This is a genomic window from Micromonospora mirobrigensis (assembly GCF_900091555.1).
Taxonomy (GTDB): Bacteria; Actinomycetota; Actinomycetes; order Mycobacteriales; family Micromonosporaceae; genus Micromonospora; species Micromonospora mirobrigensis.
Genome location: NZ_FMCX01000002.1, coordinates 590,460 through 614,138, shown reverse-complemented (window position 1 = coordinate 614,138; position 23,679 = coordinate 590,460). Strand labels below are relative to the sequence as shown.

Annotated in this window: 6 protein-coding genes; all 6 read right to left on the bottom strand. The window is 76.3% G+C overall.

All coding sequences use genetic code 11. From position 1 onward, the window contains the following. Positions 1–9: 9 nt before the first annotated feature. Genes GA0070564_RS10095 through GA0070564_RS10070 form a run of 6 tightly spaced genes read right to left on the bottom strand, consistent with a single transcriptional unit; the run spans position 10 to position 23,679 of the window. The gene (locus tag GA0070564_RS10095) at positions 10–1,188 is read right to left on the bottom strand and encodes a trans-sulfuration enzyme family protein (RefSeq protein ID WP_091606277.1); all 1,179 of its coding nucleotides are present in this window, start codon (positions 1,186–1,188) and stop codon (positions 10–12) included. Further along, a complete protein-coding gene (locus GA0070564_RS30560) occupies positions 1,185–6,473 on the bottom strand; it encodes a non-ribosomal peptide synthetase (RefSeq protein ID WP_091606273.1) in 5,289 nt (1,762 codons plus the stop codon). Before GA0070564_RS30560 ends, GA0070564_RS10095 begins: the two co-directional genes overlap by 4 nt. Continuing rightward, a complete protein-coding gene (locus tag GA0070564_RS10085) occupies positions 6,470–7,486 on the bottom strand; it encodes a TauD/TfdA family dioxygenase (RefSeq protein WP_091606270.1) in 1,017 nt (338 codons plus the stop codon). Before GA0070564_RS10085 ends, GA0070564_RS30560 begins: the two co-directional genes overlap by 4 nt. Beyond that, complete coding sequence (locus GA0070564_RS10080) at positions 7,483–8,541, bottom strand: TauD/TfdA family dioxygenase (protein ID WP_091606267.1); 1,059 nt, start codon at positions 8,539–8,541, stop codon at positions 7,483–7,485. The genes GA0070564_RS10085 and GA0070564_RS10080 overlap by 4 nt, the downstream gene beginning before the upstream one ends. After that, positions 8,534–11,752: a non-ribosomal peptide synthetase gene (locus GA0070564_RS10075; RefSeq protein WP_091606263.1), complete on the bottom strand. Its 3,219-nt coding sequence runs from the start codon at positions 11,750–11,752 to the stop codon at positions 8,534–8,536. Before GA0070564_RS10075 ends, GA0070564_RS10080 begins: the two co-directional genes overlap by 8 nt. Further along, positions 11,749–23,679, bottom strand: a complete 11,931-nt coding sequence (locus GA0070564_RS10070; RefSeq protein WP_141714738.1) for a non-ribosomal peptide synthetase/type I polyketide synthase — start codon at positions 23,677–23,679, stop codon at positions 11,749–11,751. The genes GA0070564_RS10075 and GA0070564_RS10070 overlap by 4 nt, the downstream gene beginning before the upstream one ends.

Genomic DNA, 23,679 nt, shown 5'->3' with positions numbered 1-23,679 from the left:
CCGGCCGGATCACCCCACCGCCACCGCCCCGTCGGCCGCCGTGACGAAGTCGGCCACCAGGTCGGCGGTGTCCTCGATGCCGGTGGAGACCCGGACCAGCCCGTCGGAGATGCCGGCGGCGGCCAGCTGTCCGGCGTCCACGATGCCCGCCCACATCGACCGGGGGTGCACCACCAGCGTGCTGACGCTGCCGAGACTGGCCGCGCGTTTGGCCAGCCGCAGCCCGTGCAGCAGCGCCGCGGCGCCCGCCCGGCCGCCGCGCAGCTCGACGCCGAGCACCCCGCCGAACCCGGTCATCTGCCGCCGGGCCAGCGCGTGCTGCGGATGCGACGCCAGCCCCGGATAGCGGACCCGGGCCACGGCCGGGTGCCCCTCCAACGCCCGGGCCAGGGCCAGGGCGTTGGCGTTGTGCCGCTCCACCCGCAGCGGCAGCGTCCGGATGCCACGCAGCAGCAGCCACGCGTCCACCGGGCCGAGGGTGGCGCCGGTGACGATCGCGGTCCGCCACACCTGCTCGATCAGCTCCGCGGAGCCGACGACCACCCCGGCGGAGACGTCGGAGTGGCCACCGAGGAACTTGGTGCCGCTGTGCCAGACCAGGTCCGCCCCGGCGGCCGCCGGACGCTGGTTCACCGGGGTGGCGAAGGTGTTGTCCACCACCACCAGCGCCCCGGCCGCGTGCGCCGGCTCCACCACGGCCGCCACGTCGGTCAGCTCCAGCAGCGGATTGCTCGGCGTCTCCACCAGCACCAGCCGGGTCTGCGGCCGCAACGCCCGGGCGAACGCCGCGGTGTCGGTCTGGTCGACCTGGGTGTACGCCACCCCGAACCGCGGCAGCAGGCCGGTGGCGAGCGAGGTGGTGCCGCCGTACGTGCTGCGCTGCACCACCACGTGGTCGCCGGCGCGCAGCAGCGCCAGCGCGATCGTGCTGATCGCACCCATCCCGGAGGCGGTGACCAGCCCCGTCTCCGCGCCCTCCAACCCGGCGACCACGGCCGCCACCTGCGCGTGGTTCGGGTTGCCGTACCGGGTGTAGAAGGCGCTGCCCCGGCTCTCGGTGGCGATCTCGGTGAACCGCTCGTCGGACTCGGCGCTGAACGTGACGCTCTGCACGATCGGCGGCGCCACCGACCCGCCGGGGACCAGGCCGTCGTCGCCGTGCACGGCGGCCGTGCCGAGGCCGGTCACGAGCGCGCCACCCGGTCCACCAACCGCCCGTAGCTGCCCAGGGTCAGGAACTCGGGCAGGGTGAGGTCGCTGCCGTGGCGCTGCCGCAGCACGGTGACCAGCCGCAGCGCCCGCAGCGAGTCCCCGCCGGCGGCCGACCAGTCGGTCGCCGGGTCGACCGGGGCGATCCCGAGCACCTCCTGCCAGGCCGCCGCCACCCGGGTCGCCCACCGGACCCGGGCGTCGTCCCCGGTCGCCGGCCCGGCGGGCACGGCCGGCAGCGGCGCGGTCGGGTCGGCCGCCAGCAGCCGGCGGAAGCCGTCGGCGAAGGCATCCACCCGGTCGGCGGGAACGGTGCGGTGGTCGTACTGGACGGTCAGGGCCAGCCGGCCCGTGTCGGCGTCCAGCTCGGCGTCCACGGCGAGGCTGAACGCCACGTCCACGGTGATCCCGCGACTGTCCACGATGCGGCTGCCGCCGCCGGCCGGCCCGTTCGGGAAGTGGGTCCAGTTGAAGAAGTGGTCGAAGCGGGGACCGCCCCCACCGGCCCGGACGATCTCGGCCAGCGGGAAGCGGTGGTGCCCCATCATCCGCCGCTCGGCCCGCCACACCTCGGCGGCCAGGTCGGCCGGGGAGCGGGTGCCCAACGTCAGGCCCACCGGCAGGGTGTTGAGGAACAGCCCGAGGGTGGCGTCGCTGCCGTCCCCCTCGGGCCGGCCGCCGACCACCAGGCCGGTGACCACGTCGTCGCGTCCGGCGAGCTCGCCGAGCATCCGCAGGTGGACCGCGAGCAGCCAGGACTTGACCGGCACCCCGGCCGCGCGGGCCGCCGCGGTGACCACCTCGGTGGCGTCGCCGCGCAGCGGCACCCGCTGGGTGGTGGTGGTCCGCGGCGCCGCGCCGCCGAGCAGCAGCGGCGGCAGCGCGCCCGGGCCGTCCAGCCAGAACCGGCGGGTGTCCTCCTCGGCCAGGGCGGCCCGCTCGGCCGCCACGTACTCCCGCACCGGCAGCCCCGGCCGCGCCGGGTACGTCGTGCCGGCGCGCTCCCGGTCGTACGCGGCGAGCAGGTCGGTGCGGAACAGGTGCAGGCTCCAGCCGTCCAGGACGGCGTGGAACTCGGCGATGATCAGGGTGAACGTGTCGGCGTCCTCCCGGACGGCGTGCAGCCGCAGCAGCGGTGGCCGGGTCAGGTCGAAGGGGCGTACCCGTTCCTGGGCCACCAGGTCGTCGATGCGGGCCCGGCGGGTCCGCGGGTCGGCCCCGGTCAGGTCCGTCACCGGCACCTCGACCGGCACGTCGGTGTGCACCAGCTGCAACGGCTCGGAGTACGCGCCCAGCGCGAACCCGGTCCGCAGCACCGGATGGGCGGCCACCAGGGCGGCCGCCGCGCGGCGCAGCGCCGCCACGTCCAGCGGCGCGGCGATCCGGTGCGCGGTGACGTTGTGGTAGATCGCCGGGTCGCCGGTCAGCTCGCAGTGGTAGACCATGCCCTGTTGGAGGGCGGTCATCGGGTACGCGTCGTCGAGCCCGCCGGGCAGCGCCGCCCGGTCGGCGGCGGTCACCAGCGCGAACCGCCCGGCCGGCTCGGCGGCGACCGGCGGAGCCACCCCGTCCAGGGTGATCTCGCCGTGGGTGACCAGCTCCCGGATGGTCTGGTAGGTGAAGATGTCGCCGAGCCGGAAGGAGAGCCCGCGCCGGTTGGCCGCGACCTGCACCTGGATGCTGCGGATGGAGTCGCCGCCGAGGGCGAAGAACGGGTCGGTCACGCCGACGCCCGGCACGCCCAGCACCTCCCGCCACGCCTCGACCAGGATCTCCTCCGCCCGGTTGGCGGGTGCCACGGCCGCGGCGTCGCGGGGCCGGTCGAGGCGGGGCGCGGGCAGTGCCGCCCGGTCCAGCTTGCCGTTGCCGGTCAGCGGCAGCGCGTCGAGGAGCACCACGGCCGCCGGCACCAGGTGGGCCGGGAGCCGGCCGGCGAGCCACCCGGTCAACCGTTCGTCGAGCGGCCCGGCGGCCGGACCGTCCGGCACGGTGACCGCCGGGCGCGGGTCGGCCGCGTACTCGGGGCGGACCGCGTGCAGGGTGTGCCGGTCGGTGCCGGCCAGCAGGTCGTCCTGCCGGGTGACCACGTCGAAGCCGTGGCCCTCGAAGAGGGCGACCAGCTCGGCCAGCCGCCCGGCGGTGTCGGTGCCGGGGGCGTCGTGCACCTCCATGGCGACCTGCGCGACCAGCGGCCAGTGCCGGTCGGCCAGCCCGGCGAGCACGTCCGCCTCGGCGCGCTGCACGTCGATCTTCAGCAGGTCGATCCGCTCGGGCGCCAGCTCGTCGAGGACGTCGGAGAGCGGCCGGACCGGCACCGTCAGCTCCCGGCCGGCGAAACGCTCGGCGAGCAGCTCGTCGACCCGCCCCAGCAGCACGTCCCGCTGGTCGGCCCCGGCGTCCCGCTCGTTGGCGAGGAACCGCTTGATCACCGCCACCTCGGCGGCCGGGTCGGCGTACGCGGCGTGGCCGGACATCATCGAGTAGCCCGGGTAGTAGGTGAAGGAGACCTCCCCGGCCGCCCTCGACAGCCCGAAGGCGTGCACCGTCGCCGGTACGCCGAACTCGGTGACGTTGCGGCGCAGCAGCCCGGCCACCGACGGCACCGGCTCGAACGCGTGGATCGTCGCGTCCGGGCAGGCGGCGTGCACGAAGAGCGAGAACATGCCGATGTTCGCGCCCACGTCGAGCACGGTCGCCCCGGGCCGCAGCACGATGCCGTCGCGCAGATAGACCCGCTGGACGAAGATCTCGTCGTACAGGTAGCGGGTCTCGTGCGGGTTGACCCCGGCGATCCGCTCGACGTCCACGTCGACTGCCCGGGCGGGGCGACCCGGGCGCACGTAGGCGACCAGCCGGTCGCCGTGCCCGTCGTCGTCCCGGGCCACCACGGCGGCGTCGGCCACCTCCGGGTGCCCACGCAGCACCGCGGCCACCTCGCCCGGCTCCACCCGGAAGCCGTGGATCTTCACCTGGTCGTCGAGGCGGCCCAGGTAGCGCAGCCGTCGGTCGGCGTCGAAGCGGACCCGGTCGCCGGTGCGGTACACCCGCTCGGTGCGCCCGGACGGCAGCTCCACGGAGACGAACCGGCGGGCGGTGCTCTCCGGGTCGCTCCGGTAGCCGTCGGCGAGCTGCGGTCCGGCGACGCAGAGCTCCCCGGCCACCCCGGGCGGGACCGGACGCAGCCGCTCGTCGAGCACCCACACCGTGACGCCGGGCAGCGGCCGGCCGATGCCGGGCGCGTCCCCGGCGCGGATCTCGGCGGCGCTGGTGTCCACCGTGCACTCGGTCGGGCCGTACAGGTTGACCGCCCGGACGCCGGGCAGCGCCGCCACCGTCTCCCACAGGTCCGGGGCGATCGCCTCCCCACCGAGCAGCAGCAGGCCGGGCAGCCGCCGCCCGCCCGCCCCGGCGAGCAGGATGCGCAGCTGCGACGGGGTCAGGTCGAGCACGTCGACGTCGTGCGCGGCCAGGGTGGCGGCCAGCTCGGCGCCGTCGCGGCGGGTCTCCTCCGGCACCAGGTAGAGGCCGCGGCCGTGGCCGAGCTGCACCAGCTGCTTGATCGAGGCGTCGAAGGTGAGCGGGGCGTTCACCGCCACCCGCAGCCCCGGCCGGCTGCGGGCGTAGACGGCCGTTTCGAGGGCGTCGGCCAGGTGCGCGGCGGCGCCGTGCGACACCTGCACCGGTCGCGGCGTGCCGGTCGAGCCGGACGTGAAGATGACGTACGCCGGGTCGGCCGGGGCGGGCAGCGCGGCGGGCGGCCGCTCGCCGGCCGCGACCAGGTCGTCGACGGACACGGTCGCCGGGCCGCCGGCACCCACCACGAGCCGCGCGTCGACCGCCGCGAGCTGGGCGGCGAGCCGTGGCGCCGGGGCGTCCGGGTCCAGCGGGACGAAGACCGCCCCGGCGCGCAGCACGCCGAGGAACGCCACCACGGTCTCCCGGGACCGGGCGGCCAGCACCCCGACCGGGGCGCCGCGCAGCCCGCGCGCGGCCAGCGCGCCGGCCACCCGCGCGGCCCGCTCCCGCAGCTCACCGGCGGTGTACCCGCCGTCCGCGGCGAGCACCGCCACGGCGTCGGGAGCCATCCCCGCCAGGCCCGCGTCGAGCAGCTCCACGAGGGTACGCGTCGACGCCCCACCCGGGGCGCCGGCCGCCTCGGTCAGCCAGCGGGCCTCCGCGTCGCCGAGCCCGACCGGCGCCGTGCCCTCGGGCGGCGCGGCCGGCAGGGTGCGCAGGACCGCGAGCAGCGAGTCCAGCAGCCACTGGCCACCGACCACCCGCAGGGTGATCCGGTCGCCGTCGAGCAGCGCGGTGAGCTGCGGTCCGGCGGCCGCCGCCGGGGTGGCCACCTCCACCGCGGCGGCACCCAGTTCGGCCAGCGTGGCCGGGTCCACGACGGACTCGACCGCGAAGCCGGCGACCGCCCCGGTCTGGTCGTCCACCGGGTCGACCAGGTGGAAGGCGTCGTCGGCGGCGACCTCGGCGGCGCGCACGGCGGCCAGCAGGTCGGCCGGGGCGGCGGGCAGCGGCAGGGGCAGCCGCAGCGGACCGTAGCCGCCGAGCGGGCCCACCACGGTCTCGGTGCCGGCCGCGTGCCGGCCGTCGTTCCACCGGGCCAGCACCAGCTCCGCCTCGTCGGCGCCGTCCGGCGCCTCCGCGCGGCGGGCCACCGCCACCGCCCAGGCGGCCAGCAGCACGGTGCCCGGCTCGACGCCGGCGGTCCGCGCCACGTCGGCCAGGTCGGCGGCGTCCACCGTGGCGGTGACCAGGGCGGTGGGGTCGTCACCGTGCGGGGTGACCAGCCGGGCGGCCGGCGCGGCCGGCGCGGCGGCCGGGGCCGCCTCGCGCTCCTCCAGCTGCCACTCGGCGACGTCGAGGAACTGCAACGCCTCCGGGTCCTCCGGCAGCGCCTCACCGGCGTACGCCCGGGCCAGGTCGGCCAGGACCAGCCGCAGGCCGGCCGGGTCGGCGATCAGCGGGGTGGCGGCCAGCTCCAGGGCGTCGTCGCCGACGGTGACCGACAGTTCGCCCTGCGCGCCGACGGTGACGGCGCGGTCGTCGTCGACGTCCTGCATCGGCACCCGCAGGCCGGGGTGGTGCACCAGGGTCAGCCGCAGCGCCTCGTGCCGGGCCACCACCGTGTCCACGGCGGCCTGCAACCGGGCCCGGTCCAGTGGCCGGTCGAGGCGCACCCGGGCCCGGACCAGGTCGTGCTTGTGCGACCAGGCGAGTCGCTGGATCGGGGACAGACGGTAGCCGTTCACACCGCGCTCCGGTTGACGTAGAGGTCGGACATGGCGACCAGGATCTGCCGGTCGCCGCTGAAGGGTTCGCGACCGTGGGTCGCCAGGAAGTTGTCCACCACCAGCACGTCGCCGCGCTGCCAGGGAACCGACACCGCGTGTTCCCGATACAGCTCCCGCAGCCCGGTGGCCACCTCGTCGGGGATCGGCTCGCCGTCGCCGAAGTAGGCGTTGCGGGGCAGCCCCTCCGGGCCGTACTCGCGGATCAGCGCGGCGGAGACCTCCGCCGGCAGGTTCGTCGCGTGGAACAGGTGGGCGTGGTTGAACCACACCGTCTCCCCGGTCCGCGGGTGGGCGGCGACCGCCTGCCGCCGGGCGACCGTCCGCAGCCCGTCGGCGCCCAGCCAGGTGAACTCGGTCGCCGACGCCGCGCAGTACGCCTCGACCTCCGCCCGGTCGGTGGTCTGGAACGCCTCCTGCCAGGGCAGGTCCAGGTGCGGGCCGTAGTTGCGCACGTAGCGCACCCCGTGCCGCAGGAACCGTTCCCGGACGTCGCCGGGGATCAGCGGGGTGGTGACCCGCTCACTGGCCAGCGGGGTGGCCCCGCCGCTGCCGGTGGCCGGCTGCCCGCACCAGAAGTACAGGTAGCTGGGCCAGTTGTGCGAGTACGACATCTCGTGGTGCAGCGGGATCCACTGCCCGGCGTTGAACTCGGTGGAGGTGAACACCCGGTCGGCGACCTCGTGCCGCGGGGCGGCGCGTTCCAGGTAGCCGAGCAGGTCCGGGCCGACCGCCCGGGCGGCCCGGCTGAAGTCGTCGGGGATGCGGACGTCGAAGCCGCGGAAGAACACCGCCCCGTACCGGTCCAGGTCGGCCAGCAGCTGCGGGCGGCGGCCGGTCAGCCAGCCGGCCAGGTCCAGGTCGGGTACGGCGGCCTCGACGAGCAGCACGAACTCGTCGTCGACGAGCACCCGGCGGGTCACCGGGGCGCCTATCGTGGCGGTGCCCCGCCGGCGCGGGGTGGGCCCGCTCATGCCGGCTCTCCCGTCGCCTCGGCGCGTCGGGCGGTCAGCTCGGGGGCGGCGACCGGGTCGGACATCGCGGTGAGGATCCGCCGGGGCGGGGTGAACGGCTCCCGGGCGTGCGCGGCGAGCATGTTCTCCACCAGCAGCACGTCGCCGCGCTGCCAGGCGAAGGAGCGGGTCTCCGCGGCGTACGCGGCCCGCAGCTCGGCCAGCACCTCGGCGCCGATCGGCGTGCCGTCGCCGTACGCGGTCTGGTAGGGCAGGTCCTCCTCGGCCAGGGCGGCCCGCAGGCCGGCGCCGACCTCGTCGGGCAGCGATGTGACGTGGAAGAACAGCGCGTGGTTGAACCAGGTCCGCTCGCCGGTGACCGGGTGCCGGCGTACCGCCGGGCGGACCTGCCGGGTCCGCAGCTGCTGCTCGCCGACCCACTCGGTGTCGATCAGGGCCCGCGCGCAGTACGCCTCGACGTCCTCCCGCCGGTCGGTCTGGAACGCGGTCTGCCAGCTCAGGCTGATCCCGGGCAGGTAGTTGCGCCGGTAGAGCACCCCGCGCCGCTCGAACTCGGCGACGGTCTCCGGGCGCAGCCGGGCCAGCACCCGCCGGCTGTCGGCGAGCGGCGTACGACCGCCGGCGGCCGGCTCCACCTCGCAGTGGAAGACGACCCGCAGCGGCCAGTTCACCGTGTACGACTGCTCGTTGTGCAGCACGATCGGCTGGTCGGCCGGGTGTTCGGTGGAGGTGTAGACGCCCTCGGTGACCTGGCTGCGCGGCGAGGAGCGCTCGCCGTAGGAGAGCACGTCGTCGGAGAGCGCGGCCATCACGGTGCGGAAGTCGGCCGCACCGGCCACGGCGAACCCGCGGAACAGCACGGCGCCGTGCCGGCGGGCCAGCTCGTCGACCCGGTCGCGGTGCCCGGCCAGCCAGCCGGCGAGGTCCACGTCGGGCAGGTTCGCCCGGACCAGGGCCGGCAGCGGGCCGCCGGGCCAGTCGGGGCGTACCTCCACCAGGTCGCGTTCACGGCCGCGTCGGGGGATGGTCCGCGCGACCCGGGTCTGTTCAGTCATCTCTCGCTCCCAGGGTGTCGACGCAGTCGGCGAGACTGCGCCGGGGGTCGGCGGCGACGGTGCGCAGCAGCGCCGTGAACCGGCGGTGCCAGGCGACCACCCCGTCGCGGTCGAACAGATCGGTGCGGTACGTCCACAGTGCCGCCAGCCCGTCGCGCCGCTCGTCGAGCCAGAGGGTCAGGTCGAGCCGGGCGGTGTCCGGGGTCAGCTCCACGCCGGTGAACCGGATTCCGTCGGCGGTGCGGTGCCGGGCCGGCGGGGCGTTCTGCACCCCGAACGCCACCTGCACCAGCGGGGTGCGGCCCGGCCGGCGGGTGGGCCGCAGCCGCTCCACCAGCAGGTCGAAGGGGACGTCCTGGTGGGCGGCGGCGAGCAGGGTGACCCGACGGGCCTCGGCGAGCAGGTCGGCGAAGCGGCGCTCGGGCGCCGGGCGCAGCCGCAGTGGCACGGTGTTGACGTGACAGCCGACGCTCGCCTCGGCGGCGACGCTGGTCCGGCCGGCGAACGCGACGCCGACCAGCAGGTCGTTCCGGCCGGTGGCCGCGCCGAGCAGGGTGGCGAACGCGGCCAGCCCGACCATGTGCAGGCTGACCCGCTCGGCGCGGGCCAGCCGGCGTACCGCGTCGGCGGTGGCCGGGTCGAGGGTGGTCCGCAGCGCGGCCCCGCCGGGCGTTTCGGACCGCGTGGGCGGCGGCAGCTCCGGCCAGGTCGGGCCCGCGAACCGGTCCGGTGGCGTGGCGGGCAGGTCCAGCAGGTCGGGTGCGCCGCGCAGCTCGTCGAGCACGTCGGTCAGCGCCCGCCGTCCCGCCGGCCCGGCCAGCCAGTCGCGCTGGGCCACGGCGAACGTGGCCGGCCCGGCCGCCGGGGACCGCAGCTCGTCGGGATCGTCGTACGCCCGGGCCAGGTCCCGCACGATCAGCCCGAACGACCAGTCGTCGCAGACGATGTGGTGCACCACCAGCAGCAGCGCCACCGCCCGGCCGGTGTCGTCGGGCAGCAGGTGGGCGCGGAGCAGCGGCCCGGTGGCCAGGTCCATCGGGGTGCGGGTGGCCTCGGCGGTGAGCCGTTCGAGCCGTTGGTCCAGGGGCGTACCCGGTTCGGCCGGCGCGACCGCCGGTGGTGGACCGGCGGTGGCCCGGACCCGCTGCACCGGCCCGTCCGGGCCGGCCGGGAAGACGGTGCGCAGGGCCGGATGCCGATGCACCACCAGGCGCAGCGCCCGGGCCAGCCGGTCGGGGTCCAGCGGCGCGTCGAAGCGCACCGCGAAGGCCAGCAGGTAGGAGGTGTCCGCCGGGTCGAGCCGGTACAGGAACCACAGCCGGGCCTGCGCGGCCGACAGCGGCGCGGCCTCGTCCGGGCCCGGGTCGGCCAGCTGCTCGGCCGGGGCCGGGTCACCCGGTGCCGGCTCGGGGGTCACGGCCGGGACGTGACCACCTGGCGACGGCTCGGCGGCCAGCCGGTCGAGGTGGGCGGCGAGCGCGGCGACGGTCGGGTGGGCGAAGAGGTCACCGGGCCGGACCGGCCGGCCGGTGGCCACGGCCAGCCGGGTGGCGCAGCGGACCGCCAGCAGCGAGTCGCCGCCCAGGTCGAGGAAGTCGCCGTCGGCGGCGACCGGCACGCCGAGCACCTCCCGCCAGACCGCCGCCACCGTGCCGGCCGTACCGGCGAGCGCTCCGCCGTCCGATCCGGCGCCGAAGGTGGGGGAGGGCAGCGCCGACCGGTCCACCTTGCCGTTGGGCAGGGTGGGCAGCCGGTCCAGCCAGAGCACGGTCGTCGGGACCAGGGGCGCGGGCAGCACCCCGGCCAGCCGGGCCCGGACGTCGTCGCGCCGCTCGCCGACCAGGTAGCCGACCAGCAGCGGGTCGCCGCTCGGTCCGGTGCGGACGGCGGCGGTGGCGTCGCGTACGCCGGGCAGGGCGGCCAGCCGGGCGGCCACCTCGCCCAGCTCGATCCGGTAGCCGCGCAGCTTCACCTGGTCGTCGAGGCGGCCCAGGTAGGCCAGCTGACCGTCGGGGCGCAGCCGGACCCGGTCGCCGGTGCGGTACATCCGCTCGCCGGGGCGGAACGGGTCGGCCAGGAACCGGGCCCGGGTCTCCTCGGGCCGGTCCAGGTAGCCGCGGGCCAGGCCCGTCCCGGCCAGGTGCAGCTCACCCGGCTCGCCGGGCGCCACCGGTCGCCCGTCGGGGTCGAGGACGTACGCCCGGGTCCCCGGCAGCGGCCGGCCGATCGGCGGGTCCCCGCCGTCCGCCGGCACCTCCGCCCAGGTGGAGTACGTGGTGTCCTCGGACGGGCCGTAGAGGTTGCACAGCCGGCGTACCTGCGGACGGGCCCGGACCCGGGCGGCCAGCGCGCCGGTCAGCGGCTCACCGGCCAGGCAAACCGTCCGCACGCCCGCCGGCAGGGCGTCGGCGGTGAGCAGTTCCCCGATCGCGGAGGGGACGGTGTTGACCAGGGTGACCGGCAGCCGGTCCGCGCCGGGGGCGGCGAGGGCCAGCACGTCGTCGACGAGCAGCACCCGGCCGCCCCAGCAGAGCGGGCCGAAGATCTCGAAGACCGACAGGTCGAAGCAGACGGAGGTGGCGGCGAGCATCCCGCCCAGTTCGACGTCGTCGAAGGTCTGCCGGGTCCAGTGCATCAGCACCGCCGCCGAGCGGTGCTCGATGGCCACCCCCTTGGGGCGTCCGGTGGAGCCGGAGGTGTAGATGACGTACGCCAGGTCGGTGGGGTTCGCCGGCGCCGCCGGGTCACCGCCGTCGGGCGGCAGGTCGAGCCGGTCGAGCGGGACGGCCAGTCCCGGGAACCGGTCGGCGAGGTCGGCGCGGGTCAGCACCAGCCGGGCCCCGGAGTCGGCGGTCATGAAGGCCACCCGGGCCGGCGGGTACGCCGGGTCCAGCGGCACGTAGCAGGCGCCGGCCTTGAGCACGGCGAGCAGCGCGACCACCAGCTCCGGGGTACGCGGCAGGCACACCCCGATCCGGTCCTGTCGGCTCACCCCCCGGGCGAGCAGCACCCGGGCCAGCCGGTTCGCCGCCTCGTCGAGCTCGCGGTACGACAGTGTGCCCCCGGCGTGCCGGACCGCCTCCGCCAGCGGGGTCCGGGCGGCCTGCGCGGCCACCATCCGGTGCAGACAGTCCATGGTGGACGGGCCGGCGGCGGGGCGTCGGCCGCCGGTGCGGCGGGTCGGGCCGGCGGGTCGGGCCGGGGCGCTCATCGGCCACCACCCGCCCGGACCGGCGCCGAGCGGCGGCGGTGCTCGGCGAGCCGGCGGTCCGCCTCGGCCTGGAGGCGGTCCTTGTCGGCCAGGACGACGGTGCCGGGATCGTTGTCGGGCAGCTCGTCCTCGATGTCGCGGATCGGCCGGTAGGCGATGCCCACCGCGGCGAGGGCGAGGGCGCAGAGGCCGGCCACGACCGCCGCGAGGGCCATGCCCCGACCGGGCCCGGTGCCGACCACGGCGGCCAGCGCCCCACCGGGTGACACGAGCGGGGCGAAGACGTGCTCGGCCAGCGGGCCGGCGGAGAGGAAACCGGCCGGCACCATCAGCCAGGACAGCATCTGGCCCATGGAGAGCACCCGGCCCTGGAGCTCCAACCCCACCTTCGCCTGCACGATGGCCAGCCAGTGGGTGTTCACCAGCGCGGTGGCCAGGCCCATGCCGAACAGGCCGAGCGCCGGGAAGAGCGGGTCGGGGCGCAGGCCCACGGTGAGCAGCGACGCGCCGAGCAGCACGACGCTGCCCAGGATGCCGGTGGTACGCCGGGCCGTGCCGCCCCACACCCCCATCAGCACCGAGCCGACCAGCATGCCGACGCCGCTGGCGGCGAGCACCCGGCCCAGCACCGCCGGGTCGCCGAAGGAGAGGGTCAGCGGGGTGACCAGGACCTCGACCATGGCGAAGAAGTAGTTCAGCGACGCGGTCAGCACCACCAGCGCCACCAGCCCGTGCCTGCGGACGATGAACCGCCAGCCGCCGAGCACCGCCCGCCGGAACGACTCCTCGCGCCTGACGAAGAGGCTGTCGGGGAAGCGGACCGACAGGGTCACGGTCACCGCGACGACGAAGGTGAGCAGGTCGATCACGACGATCCCGCGCAGCCCCACCGCGATCACCAGCGCCCCGCCGAGCAGCGGCGCCAGCACCGTGCTCGTCGCCGTGCCCAGCGAGACGATCCCGTTGGCCCGACCGTAGTACCGCTTGGGCACCAGTTGGGTGACGGCCGCCAGGTACGCGGGTTGCTGGAAGGCGGTCGCCACCGCGGTGACGGTGACGGCGGTGAAGACGTGCCAGAGGTGCAGCTGGCCGAGCCAGAGCAGCAGCGCCAGGCTCACCGTGCCGGCCGCGGCCAGGCAGTCCGCCACGATCATGATCCGCCGTCGGTCCCACCGGTCGGCCAGCGCGCCGGCGACCGGGGAGAGCACCACGGCGGGCAGCAGCGCCAGGACGGTGGCGGTGGCGAACAGCGACACCGACCGGGTCTGCTGGTAGACCCAGAGCCCCATGCCGAACCCGGTCAGTCCACTGCCGACCAGCGACACCAGCTGGCCGATGGCGACCAGGTAGAACACCGTGAGGCTGGGCGCCGCCCGCCGGGCGGCCGGCTCGGTGACCGCCTTCACGGGCCGGGCCGCGCCGGCCGGCGCGGGGACCGCCGGCGCGGCTGCGACCGCGGGCGTCGGCGGGGGTACGTCGGCGACCGCTGCCGCCGCCGGCGCGGACCTCTCCGGGGCCGTCGGGTCGCAGCCGGCCAGGATGATCCGGGCCACCTCGTCGGGCTGGTGCTTGGCGAAGTAGTGGCCGGCGCCCTCGATCACCTCCAGCGACACCCGGTCGGAGAAGAACTCCCACTCCAGGTACCGCTCCTGGTACAACTCCGTGGCCCGGTCACCGCCGCCCACCACGCAGACGATCGGCGCCGTCAGCTTCGGGGACAGCCCGGTCGCGTAGACGTCGGTGTAGTAGTCCTCGCCCATCGCGGAGTCGGCCAGCACCACCCGCATCACGAAGTCCTTCTCCCGCTCGTCGAAGACCTCGGTGAAGAACCCCATCGCGCGCAGCGCCTCCAACGTCCGCCGCTTCGACGTCCAGCGCTGCGTCGGGAACCAGCGGCGCAGCCAGCCGAACACCCGTCCCGGCAGGCGCGGGGCGGGGAAGTGGGCGCCGATCACCAATCCGGTCAGCTCCACCCCGGCCGCCTCCAGCCGGCGGCCCAGCTCGACGGCCTCGGCGCCGCCCATGCAGTGCCCGTACACCGCCACCGGGCCGCTGATCTCCTCGACCACCTCGGCGACGCAGCCGTCCACCAGCTCGTCCAGTCCAAGCAGGGGCTCGTCGGGGCGGTTCAGGTCGTGCCCGGGCCGTTCCAGGGCGTACAACCGGACGCCGGGTGGGAGCGCGTCGGCCAGCGGCTGGAAGGTGATCGCGCTGCCGGCGGCGAACGGTACGCAGACCAGGGTCAGCCGGGTCGGCGTGGCCGGTCGGGCCGGGGTCAGCTCGTGCAGCAGTCGCCCGGCGGAGCCGCCGGTCTCGGCCAGGTGCTCGGTGAGCGCCCGGATCGTCGGGTGGCGGAACAGGTCCAGCACGCTGATCGCCGGGTCGGTGCCGGAGAGGGCCTTGATCGCCTTGAAGGAGTCGCCGCCGAGGTCGAAGAAGTCGTCGTCGATGCCGACGCTGTCGTACCCGAGCACCTGCGCCCAGCGTTGCGCCAGGGTCGCGCGCAGCGGGGTGTCCGGCGGGCTCGCGCCGACGGCGGTACGACCGCGCACCGGCGCCGGCAGGGCGGCCCGGTCGACCTTGCGGTTGGCGCTCAGCGGCATCCGGTCGAGCACCACGAACGCCGACGGGACCATGTGGTCGGGCAGGAAGTCACGGGCGAAGGCCCGCCACGGCGCCGGGTCGACGTCGAAGTCCGGCACCGGCGCCGCGTCCGGGTCGGGCTCGGCGGCCTCGTCGCCGGCCAGGGTCAGGTACGCGACGATGCTCTTCTCCCCGTCGTCCTCGCGGACCAGCACCGCGGTGTCCCGGACCGACGGGTGGCCGCGCAGCACCGCCTCGATCTCGCCCAGCTCGATGCGGAAGCCGCGCACCTTCACCTGCGAGTCGGTGCGGCCGGCGAACTCGATCCGGCCGTCGGGCAGCCAGCGGGCGAGGTCGCCGGTGCGGTACAGCCGGCCGCCACCGAACGGGTCGGGCACGAACCGTTGCGCGGTGAGCTCCGGGTCGCCGAGGTAGTCCCGGGCCAGCCCGGCGCCGCCGAGGTACAGCTCGCCCAGCACCCCCACCGGGACCGGCGAGAGCCGCCCGTCCAGCACGTACGCCCGGACGTTGCCGATCGGCCGACCCACGGTGACCCGGGTGACGTCGGGCGTCAGAAGCTCCATGGTGGACCAGACGGCCGCCTCGGTCGGGCCGTACAGGTTCCACAGCGCGTCGACGCGTTCGGCGAGCTGCCGGGCCAGCGGCGCGGAGACCGCCTCGCCGCCGCATACCGCCGTCAGGCCGGGCTGCCCGGCCCAGCCGGTCTCGATCAGCAGCCGCCAGGTCGCCGGGGTGCCCTGGGCCAGGGTGACCCGTTCCGCGGCGAGCAGCGCGGCCAGCCGTGGCGCGTCGTAGCCGACGTCCCGGCCCACCAGCAGCATCCGGGCGCCGACGACCAGCGGCAGGAAGAGCTCCGGCACGGACATGTCGAAGGCGAAGCTGGCCATCGCCAGCATGGTGCCGTCGGCGGTCAGGCCGGGCCGCTCGCGCATCGCGGCCAGCGTGTTGACCACCGCGCCGTGGGTCACCCGGACTCCCTTGGGGCGGCCCGTCGACCCGGAGGTGTAGATCACGTACGCCAGGTGCTCCGGCCCGGCCGGCGGCCCGGGATCGGGGTCCGGCCCGGTGTCGGCCGCCGCGCCGGCGAGCAGCACCTCGCCGGCGTAGCCGGTGAACCGGTCGGTGAGGCCCGCCTCGGTGACCAGGACGGTGGCGCCGCTGTGGGTGAGCACGTACCGCTGCCGCTCGACCGGGTAGTCGGGGTCGACCGGCACGTAACCGCCGCCGGCCTTGAGCACGCCGAGCAGGGTTACCGGCAGTTCCTCGCAGCGGTGCAGGCAGACGGCGACGGTGCGGTCGGGGCCGACGCCAGCGCGACGCAGCCGGTGCGCGAGCCGGTTGGCCCGGGCGTCGAGCTCGGCGTAGCTGAGGGTGGTCGCCCCGAAGGTCACCGCCGGCCGGTGCGGGTTCATGGCGACCTGGTGTGCGACCAGCTCGACCAGGGTCGGCGTCCGGCCCGGCGCCGTCCCGGGCCAGTCGTACGCGGTGGCGGTGTCGTTCCACCCGGCGACGCGGTCCAGCTCGGCGGGGGTGAGCACGGCCAGGTCGCCCAGCCGGGTGCCCGGGTCGGCGACGGCGGCGGCGAGCAGCCGCTCCAGGTGGCCGGTCATCCGCTCGGCGGTGGCCGCGTCGAAGAGGTCGGTGTTGTACTCCAGCCGGAACCGCAGCCCCTCGGGCACCTCGTACGCGTACAGGGCGAGGTCCTGCTGGGCGATGCCCGGCTCGACGGCGAACTGCGTCACCCGCAGCCCCTCGGCCCGCAGCTCCCGCTCGGGGACGTTCAGCATGTTGAACATGACCTGGAACAGCGGGTTGCGGCTCAGGTCCCGGGGCGCGTCGACCAGGTCCACCAGCCGCTCGAACGGCACCTCCTGGTGGTCGTACGCGCCGAGCGCGGTGCGCCGGACCTGCCCGAGCAGCTCGTCGAAGGTCCGCTCGGCGTCGATCGTGGTGCGCAGCGGCAGCATGTTGACGAAGAAGCCGACCATCGGTTCGAGTTCGGCGCGTACCCGGCCGGCGACCGGCGTGCCGACGCAGATGTCGCGCTGGCCGGTCCAGCGCCACAGCAGCGTCTTCCAGGCGGCGAGCACCGTCATGGCCAGGGTGACGCCCCGGGCCTGGCTGAACCGGCGCAGCTCGTCGGCGGTCGCCGACGGCAGCACCCGGGCGTGGGCCGCGCCGTGGAAGCTCTGCACCGGCGGCCGGGGCCGGTCGGCGGGCACCTCCAGGACGGCGGCCACCCCGGCGAGCTGTTCGCGCCAGTACCGCACGTCCGCGCTGTCCGGGTCGGCCAGCCGGCCGCGCTGCCAGCGCGCGTAGTCGCCGTACTGGATCGCCAGGTCGGGCAGGGGCGAGGGACGGTCGTGCACGGCGGCGTCGTAGCCGGTGACCACCTCGTCGGCGACGATGCCCAGCGACCAGCCGTCGGAGACGGTGTGGTGCATGGTCAGCGACAGCACGTGCCGGTCGTCGGCGACGCGCAGCAGCACGGCCCGGAACAGCGGCCCGCGGGCCAGGTCGAACGGGCGTCGGACGTCGGCGGCGAGCGCCGCGTGCGCCCACGGCGGCAGCGCGTCGGCGACCGCCGCCTCCACGATGCCGCCCGGGGCCGGGGCGGTGTCGTCGGCATCCGCCGGTGCTGTGACGACCGGCAGGTCGACGGGGCCGGGCGGGAGCACCCGCTGGACCGGGTCACCGTCGTCGCCGAGCGGGAAGACCGTCCGCAGCGACTCGTGCCGGCGGACCAGTTCGCCGAGGGCGCCCCGCAGCGCGTCGACGTCGAGGTCGCCGTCGAGCAGCAGGGCCGTGCTGACGGTGTAGGCGTCCTGCTCGTACGCCTGGTCGAGGAACCAGAGCCGGTGCTGGCCGGAGGAGAGCGGCGCCGGTCCGGCGTCGGCGCCGGCGCGGGGGAGGACCGGTGCGGCGGCCGGCCGCACCGGCTCGGCGGTGGCCACGGCGCCGGTCGCCGGCAGGGCGGCCGCTAGTCCGGCGACGGTCGGGGTGGCGAAGACCGCCTCCAGCGGCAGCGCCACGCCCAGGCGGGCCCGCAGCCGCACCACGAACTGGGTGGCCAGCAACGAGTGGCCGCCCAGCTCGAAGAAGTCGTCCAGGGCCCCGACCGGCCGGATGCCGAGCAGGTCCGACCAGAGCTGCGCCACGCACTCCTGCGCGGGCGTGCTCGGCGCGACGTAGGCGGTGCTGAGCGCCGGCCGGTTCCCGGCGGTCTCCGGCGCCTCCGGGGTGGTCGGCTCCGCCGCCGGCAGGGCGGGCGCGGGGCCGGTCGGGCCGGTCCTCGGCGCCGGGTCGATCCAGTAGCGGCGCCGCTCGAACGGGTAGCCGGGCAGGGCCAGCCGGCGGCGCGGCCCGTGGAACCGTCCCCAGTCGACCTCGACGCCGGCCAGCCAGAGCCGGCCCACCGCGTCGAGCAGCGTGGTGAGGTCGTCGGCGTCGGCGCGCGGGTGCCGCATCGCCGCCACCACCTGGCCGGGTCGCAGGCCGGCCAGCCGGGCCAGGCCGCCCAGGGCGTGCCCGGGGCCCAGCTCGGCGAGGACCGCGTCCTGCTCGGCCAGGAGCGCCGCCGACTCGGCGAACCGCACCGGCCGGCGCAGGTGCTCCACCCAGTACGCCGGGTCGGTGACCTGCCCCGGCTCGACCGGTCCGCCGGTCAGGTTGGTCAGGTAGGGCCGCTGCGGCTCGTGGTAGGTGACCCGGCGGGCGTGCGCGGCGAACTCGTCGAGCACCGGGTCGAGCAGCGCCGAGTGGTAGCCCCGGGTGACCCGCAGCGGCCGGCACTGCACCCCGTCGCCGGTCAGCCGGGCGCGTACCGCCTCGATCGCCTCCGGGGTGCCGGAGAGGACGCAGAGCTCGGGCGCGTTTACCGCGGCCAGCGACAGGTCGTCGCCGAGCAGTTCGGTCGCCGCCGCCTCGGGCAGGCCCACCGCGAGCATCGCCCCGACGGGGGTGCGCTCGGCCAGCGCGCCCCGGGCGGCCACCAGCCGCAGCGCGTCGGTCGGCGAGAAGACGCCGGCCAGGCAGGCGGCGACGTACTCGCCGAGGCTGTGCCCCACCATCAGGTCCGGCTCCACCCCGCGGGCCAGCAGGGCCCGGGCCAGGGCGTACTCGGTGACGAAGAGCGCCGGCTGGATCAGCGCCGGCCGGGCCAGCAGCCGCTCCGCCGCCGGGTGGCCGTCGGGTTCCGGGCTCAGCAGCGTACGCAGGTCCAGGCCCAGCTCGTCGCGGAGCAGGTCGGCGCACTCGTCGACCACGGCCCGGTAGGTGGGCTCGCCCCGGTACAGTCCGGCGCCCATCGCCACGTGCTGCGCGCCGTGCCCGGGGAACGCGAACACCAGCGCCCGCCGGCCGCCGGGGTGGGCGCCGCCGAACTGCCGCTGCGCCGAGTCGAGGGCGGTCAGCGCGTCGGCGCGGTCCGCCGCGACGAGGAACCGCCGCTGCGCCATCGGCTGCCGCCGGCCCAGGGCGGCCGCCACGTCGGCGAGCTCCGCCCCGGGGTGCGCGTCGAGCCAGTCGCGGACCTGACCGGTCTGCCGTTCCAGCGACCCGGGCGTACGGGCCGACAGGGCCAGCAGCTGCGGCCCGGTGGCCGGGGCGGGCGGCCGGGCGGGCGGGGCGGCCGGTGGCTCCTCCAGCACGACGTGGGCGTTGGTGCCGCCCATGCCGAACGAGCTGACCCCGGCGCGGCGGGGACCGTCGCCGGGCCACGGCCGGGCGGTGTCGGGGAGATGGAACGGGCTGCTCGCGAAGTCGATCGCCGGATGGGGTCGGCGTACGTTGATCGTCGGCGGCAGCGTCCGGTGGTGCAGCGCCAGCACGGTCTTGAGCAGGCCGGCGATCCCGGCGGCGGCGTCGGTGTGCCCGATGTTGGCCTTGACCGAGCCGAGGGCGCAGAAGCCGCGCCCGTCGGTGCCCCGGCGGAACGCCTCGGTGAGGGCGGCGACCTCGATCGGGTCACCGAGGCTGGTGCCGGTGCCGTGCGCCTCCACGTAGCTCACCGAGCCGGGGTCGACGCCGGCCGCCGCGTGGGCCGCGGTGATCACCGCGACCTGACCGTCGACGCCCGGCGCGGTGTAGCCGGTGCGGCGGGCGCCGTCGTTGTTGATCGCCGAGCCCCGGATCACCGCGTAGACGGTGTCGCCGTCGGCGACCGCGTCCTCCAGCCGTTTCAGCGCGACGACGCCGACGCCGCTGGAGGCGATGCTGCCCCGGGCGTCCGCGCTGAACGGGCGGCAGTGCCCGTCGGGGGAGTAGACCCCGCCGTCGTGGTGCAGGTAGCCGCGCCGCTGCGCGGGGAAGACGCTGACCCCACCGGCCAGGACCAGGTCCGACTCGCCGGTGAGCAGGCTCTGCCGGCCCAGGTGCACGGCGACCAGCGACGTCGAGCAGGCGGTGGCCACGGTGACCGCCGGCCCGGTCAGGTCGAGCTTGTACGCGACCCGGCTGAGCAGGAAGTCCTTGTCGTTGCTGATGGACAGCTGGTGCTCGCCGACGGTGTGCAGCAGCTCCGGGTGGGTGCTCAGGTGGTCGAGCAGGTACGCGCTGCGCCCCGAGCCGGCGAACAGGCCGATCCGACCCGGGTGGCGGGCCGGGTCGTACCCGGCGTGCTCCAGCGCGTGCCAGGCGCACTCCAGCAGCATCCGGTGCTGCGGGTCGAGGGTCTGCGCCTCCCGGGGCGTGATGCCGAAGAAGGCGGCGTCGAACTCGTCGATCCCGGGCAGCCAGGTGCCGGAGCGGACGTACGCCGGGTCGTCGATCCGCTCCGGGTCCGCCCCGTCGGCCAGCATCTCCTCGACGGTGAACTCCCGTACCGACTCGACCCCGGCGCGGATGTTGTGCCAGTACTCGTCGACGTCCCGGGCGCCGGGGAAGCGGCCGGCCATGCCGACCACGGCGATCAGTCCGTCGGGCCGGCCGGTGTCGTCGCCCGCCCGGGGCCGCGGGATGTCGGCCGGCGCGGGGGCGGGGGTGGCCGGGGCGGTGGTCCCGGTGGTGGCGGTGGTCAGGAACGCCGCCAGCGACTCGACGGTGGGGTTGCGGAACAGGTCGGTGACCGTGACGGCGTCGCCGACCTGCTCGCGCAGCCGGCGCAGCACGGCCAGCAGCCGCATGGAGTGGCCGCCGAGGTCGAAGAAGTTGTCCCGGGCGCCGACCTCGGCGACCCCGAGCACGTCCCGCCAGACCTCGGCGACCAGCCGCTCCAGCCGGATCCGGGTGGCGTCCCAGGTCGTCGGGCCGGCGACGGCGGACGGCGGTTCGGGTGCGGGCCGCTCCGGTGCGGCGTCGACGCGCTGCCGAGGCGCCGCCCGGCCGGGGGCGGGCAGCGCGGCGGTGTCCAGCTTGCCGTTTCGGGTCAGCGGCAGCGCGTCGAGCAGGACCACGTCGGACGGGACCAGGTAGGACGGCAGCTCGACGGCGAGCGCCGCCCGCAGGGCCGCGGCGTCGGTCGGCGCCCCGCCGGCCAGGTAGGCGACCAGCCTCGGGTCGTCCGGGTCGTCCCGGCGCAGCTGCACCGTCACGTCGCCGTCCGGGCGGTGCCGGCGTACCGCCGCCTCGATCTCGCCGCACTCGATCCGGTAGCCGCGCAGCTTGACCTGGTTGTCGGTGCGGCCCAGGTATTCGAGGTTCCCGTCCGGGCGACGGCGCACCAGGTCGCCGGTGCGGTAGAGCCGCGCTCCCGGCGTGGCCGAGAAGGGGTGCGGGACGAACCGCTGCGCGGTCAGCGTCGGCTGGTTCAGGTAGCCGCGGGCCACGCCGGCCCCGCCGACGTACAGCTCACCGACCACGCCGACGGGGACCGGGTTGCCCCAGGAGTCCAGCACGTACAGCTCGGTGTTGGCGATCGGCCGGCCGATCGGGACGGAGCCGTCGACAGGGGTGGCCGGGTCGACCTCGTACGCGGCGCAGCCGACCACGGTCTCGGTGGGTCCGTACTCGTTGACCAGCGCGGTGTCCGGGGCGTGGGTCCGCCACGGCGCCACCTGGTCGGCGCGCAGGTTCTCGCCGCCGATGACGAAGCAGCGGGTCCGGTCGGCCAGTTCGGCGGGTCCGAGCTGGTGGCGTACCAGGTCGAGCTGGGCCGGGGTGATCTTCACCAGGCCGAAGGCCGGCCGTTGGGTGCGCAGCGCCTCGCCGAGCGCCTCCGGGCCGAGGTGGTCGCCGAGCATCCGCACGGTGGCGCCGGTGACCAGCGGGACCAGCAGGCTGGTGACGGTCAGGTCGAAGCCGACCGACGAGTGCAGCGGGACGACGTCCCCGGGCCGCAACCGGTAGGCCTGGGCCGCCCAGCGCACGTAGTTGCCGACGCCCCGGTGGGTGACCATGACCCCCTTGGGTCGGCCGGTCGACCCGGAGGTGTGGATGACGTACGCCAGGTCGTCCGGGGTGGGTTCCGGCCGCCGGCGGGGCCGCCGCCGCGGGCCGCCGCCGTCCGGGCCCGGCCGCGCCGCCGGGGTCGGCTCGTCCGGCTCCGGCATCAGCAGCGCCCGGCCGTCGGGCACCAGGTGGGTCAGTTCAGGGCAGGTGAGCACCACCGGCGCGGCGGTGTCGTCGATCAGGTGGCGCAGCCGGGCCGGCGGGTTGGCCGGGTCCATGGGTACGTAGGCCGCGCCGGTGCGCAGCGTGGCGAGCACCGCCACCGCGAACGACACCGAACGGGGCAGCAGCACGCCCACCAGGTCACCGATGCCGACGCCCCGCCCGCGCAGCGTCCCGGCCAGCGCGTCGGCGCGCGCGTGCAGCTCGCGGTAGCTCAGCGCCGTGTTGTCGTCGGTGACCGCCACGCGATCGGGGGTACGCCCGGCCTGCCGCTCGATCAGCAGGTGCACCGGCTCGTCGGGTGCGGTGGGGGTGGCGGTGCGGTTGGCCGCCACCACGAGCTCCCGGTGCTCCTCGTCGGTGAGCATCGCGGCCGAGCCGACCGGAGCGGCCGGGTCGGCGACCAGCGAGCGCAGCAGGGTCTGGAAGTGTCCGGCCAGCCGGCCGATGGTGTCGTCGTCGAACAGGTCGGTGCGGTACTCCAGCTCGGTGCGTACGCCGTCGGCGTTCTCCCGCACCGAGACGGTGAGGTCGAACTTGGCGGTGCTGGTGGGCACCTCGACGGTGGTGACCTCGAGGTCGTCGAGCCGGGGCGGGGTGGCCTCCCGGCCGTAGACGAACATCACCTGGAACAGCGGGGTGAAGCCGGGCCGGCGGGCCGGGCGCAGCGACTCCAGCAGCGCCGGGAAGGGCAGCTCGCCGTTGGCCAGGGCGTCGAGGGCGGCGGTGCGGACCCGCCCGAGCAGTGTCTCGAACGACGGGTCGTCGTCGAGCCGGGCCCGGATCGCGACGGTGTTGAGCAGCAGTCCGACGAGCCGCTGCGTCTCGGTCCGCCGGCGGTTCGCCACCGGCGTGCCCACCACGATGTCCCGCTGCCCGGTCCAGCGGGCCAGCAGCACGTGCAGCGTGGCCAGCATGACCATGTACGGGGAGGCGCCGACGCGCCGGCACAGCGCCAGCAGCCCGTCGGGCACGTCGAGCGGGACCGAGAGGGTGGCGCCCGCGCCGGAGGGCAGCTCGGGGCGGGGGCCGCCGGTGGGCAGCTCCAGCACGGCGGGCGCGTCGGCGAGCCGGGCGTGCCAGTGGTCGCGTTGCGCCGCCGCCTCCGCCCCGCGCAGCCAGTCGTGCTGCCGGGCGGCGTGGTCGCGGTGGTCGACGGTGACCGGGTCGAGGTCGGCCGGCCGGCCGGTGCGGTGCGCGGTGTAGAGCCGTTCCCACTCGTCGTGCAGGATGCCGAGCGACCACTCGTCGACGGCGACGTGGTGGAAGGTCAACAGGAGCACGTGCTCCTGCGGCGTGCAGCACAGCAGGTTCGCCCGCAGCACCGGCCCGCGTTCCGGGTCGAGCGGGACGCGGGTCTCGGCGTGCAGCCGGGCCCGTACCTCCTGGTCGCGTTGCCAGGCCGGCAACCCGCTCAGGTCGTGCACCCGCAGCAGCCCCGGGCGCGGCTCGTGGACCACCTGGAGCAGGCGCGGCGTCGCGTCCCGCCGCCCGGCTCCGTCGTCGGCCGGGACCAGGGTGGTCCGCAGGGCGGCGTGCCGGGCCACCAGCGCGTCGAGCGCCGCGGCCAGCGCCGGTGAGTCCAGCGGCCCGCGCAGCCGGTAGGCCAGCGGCACCAGGTAGCCGGCCGGGTCCGGGTCGAGGCGGCTCAGCGACCACATCTGGCGTTGCTCGTGGCTGGCCGGGACGGGATCTCCGGGCGGGACGGCGCGGGCGGGGTCGGGCGGTGGCGGCGCGACGGGCGTCGCCGGCCGGGACCTCAGCACGTCGGTCAT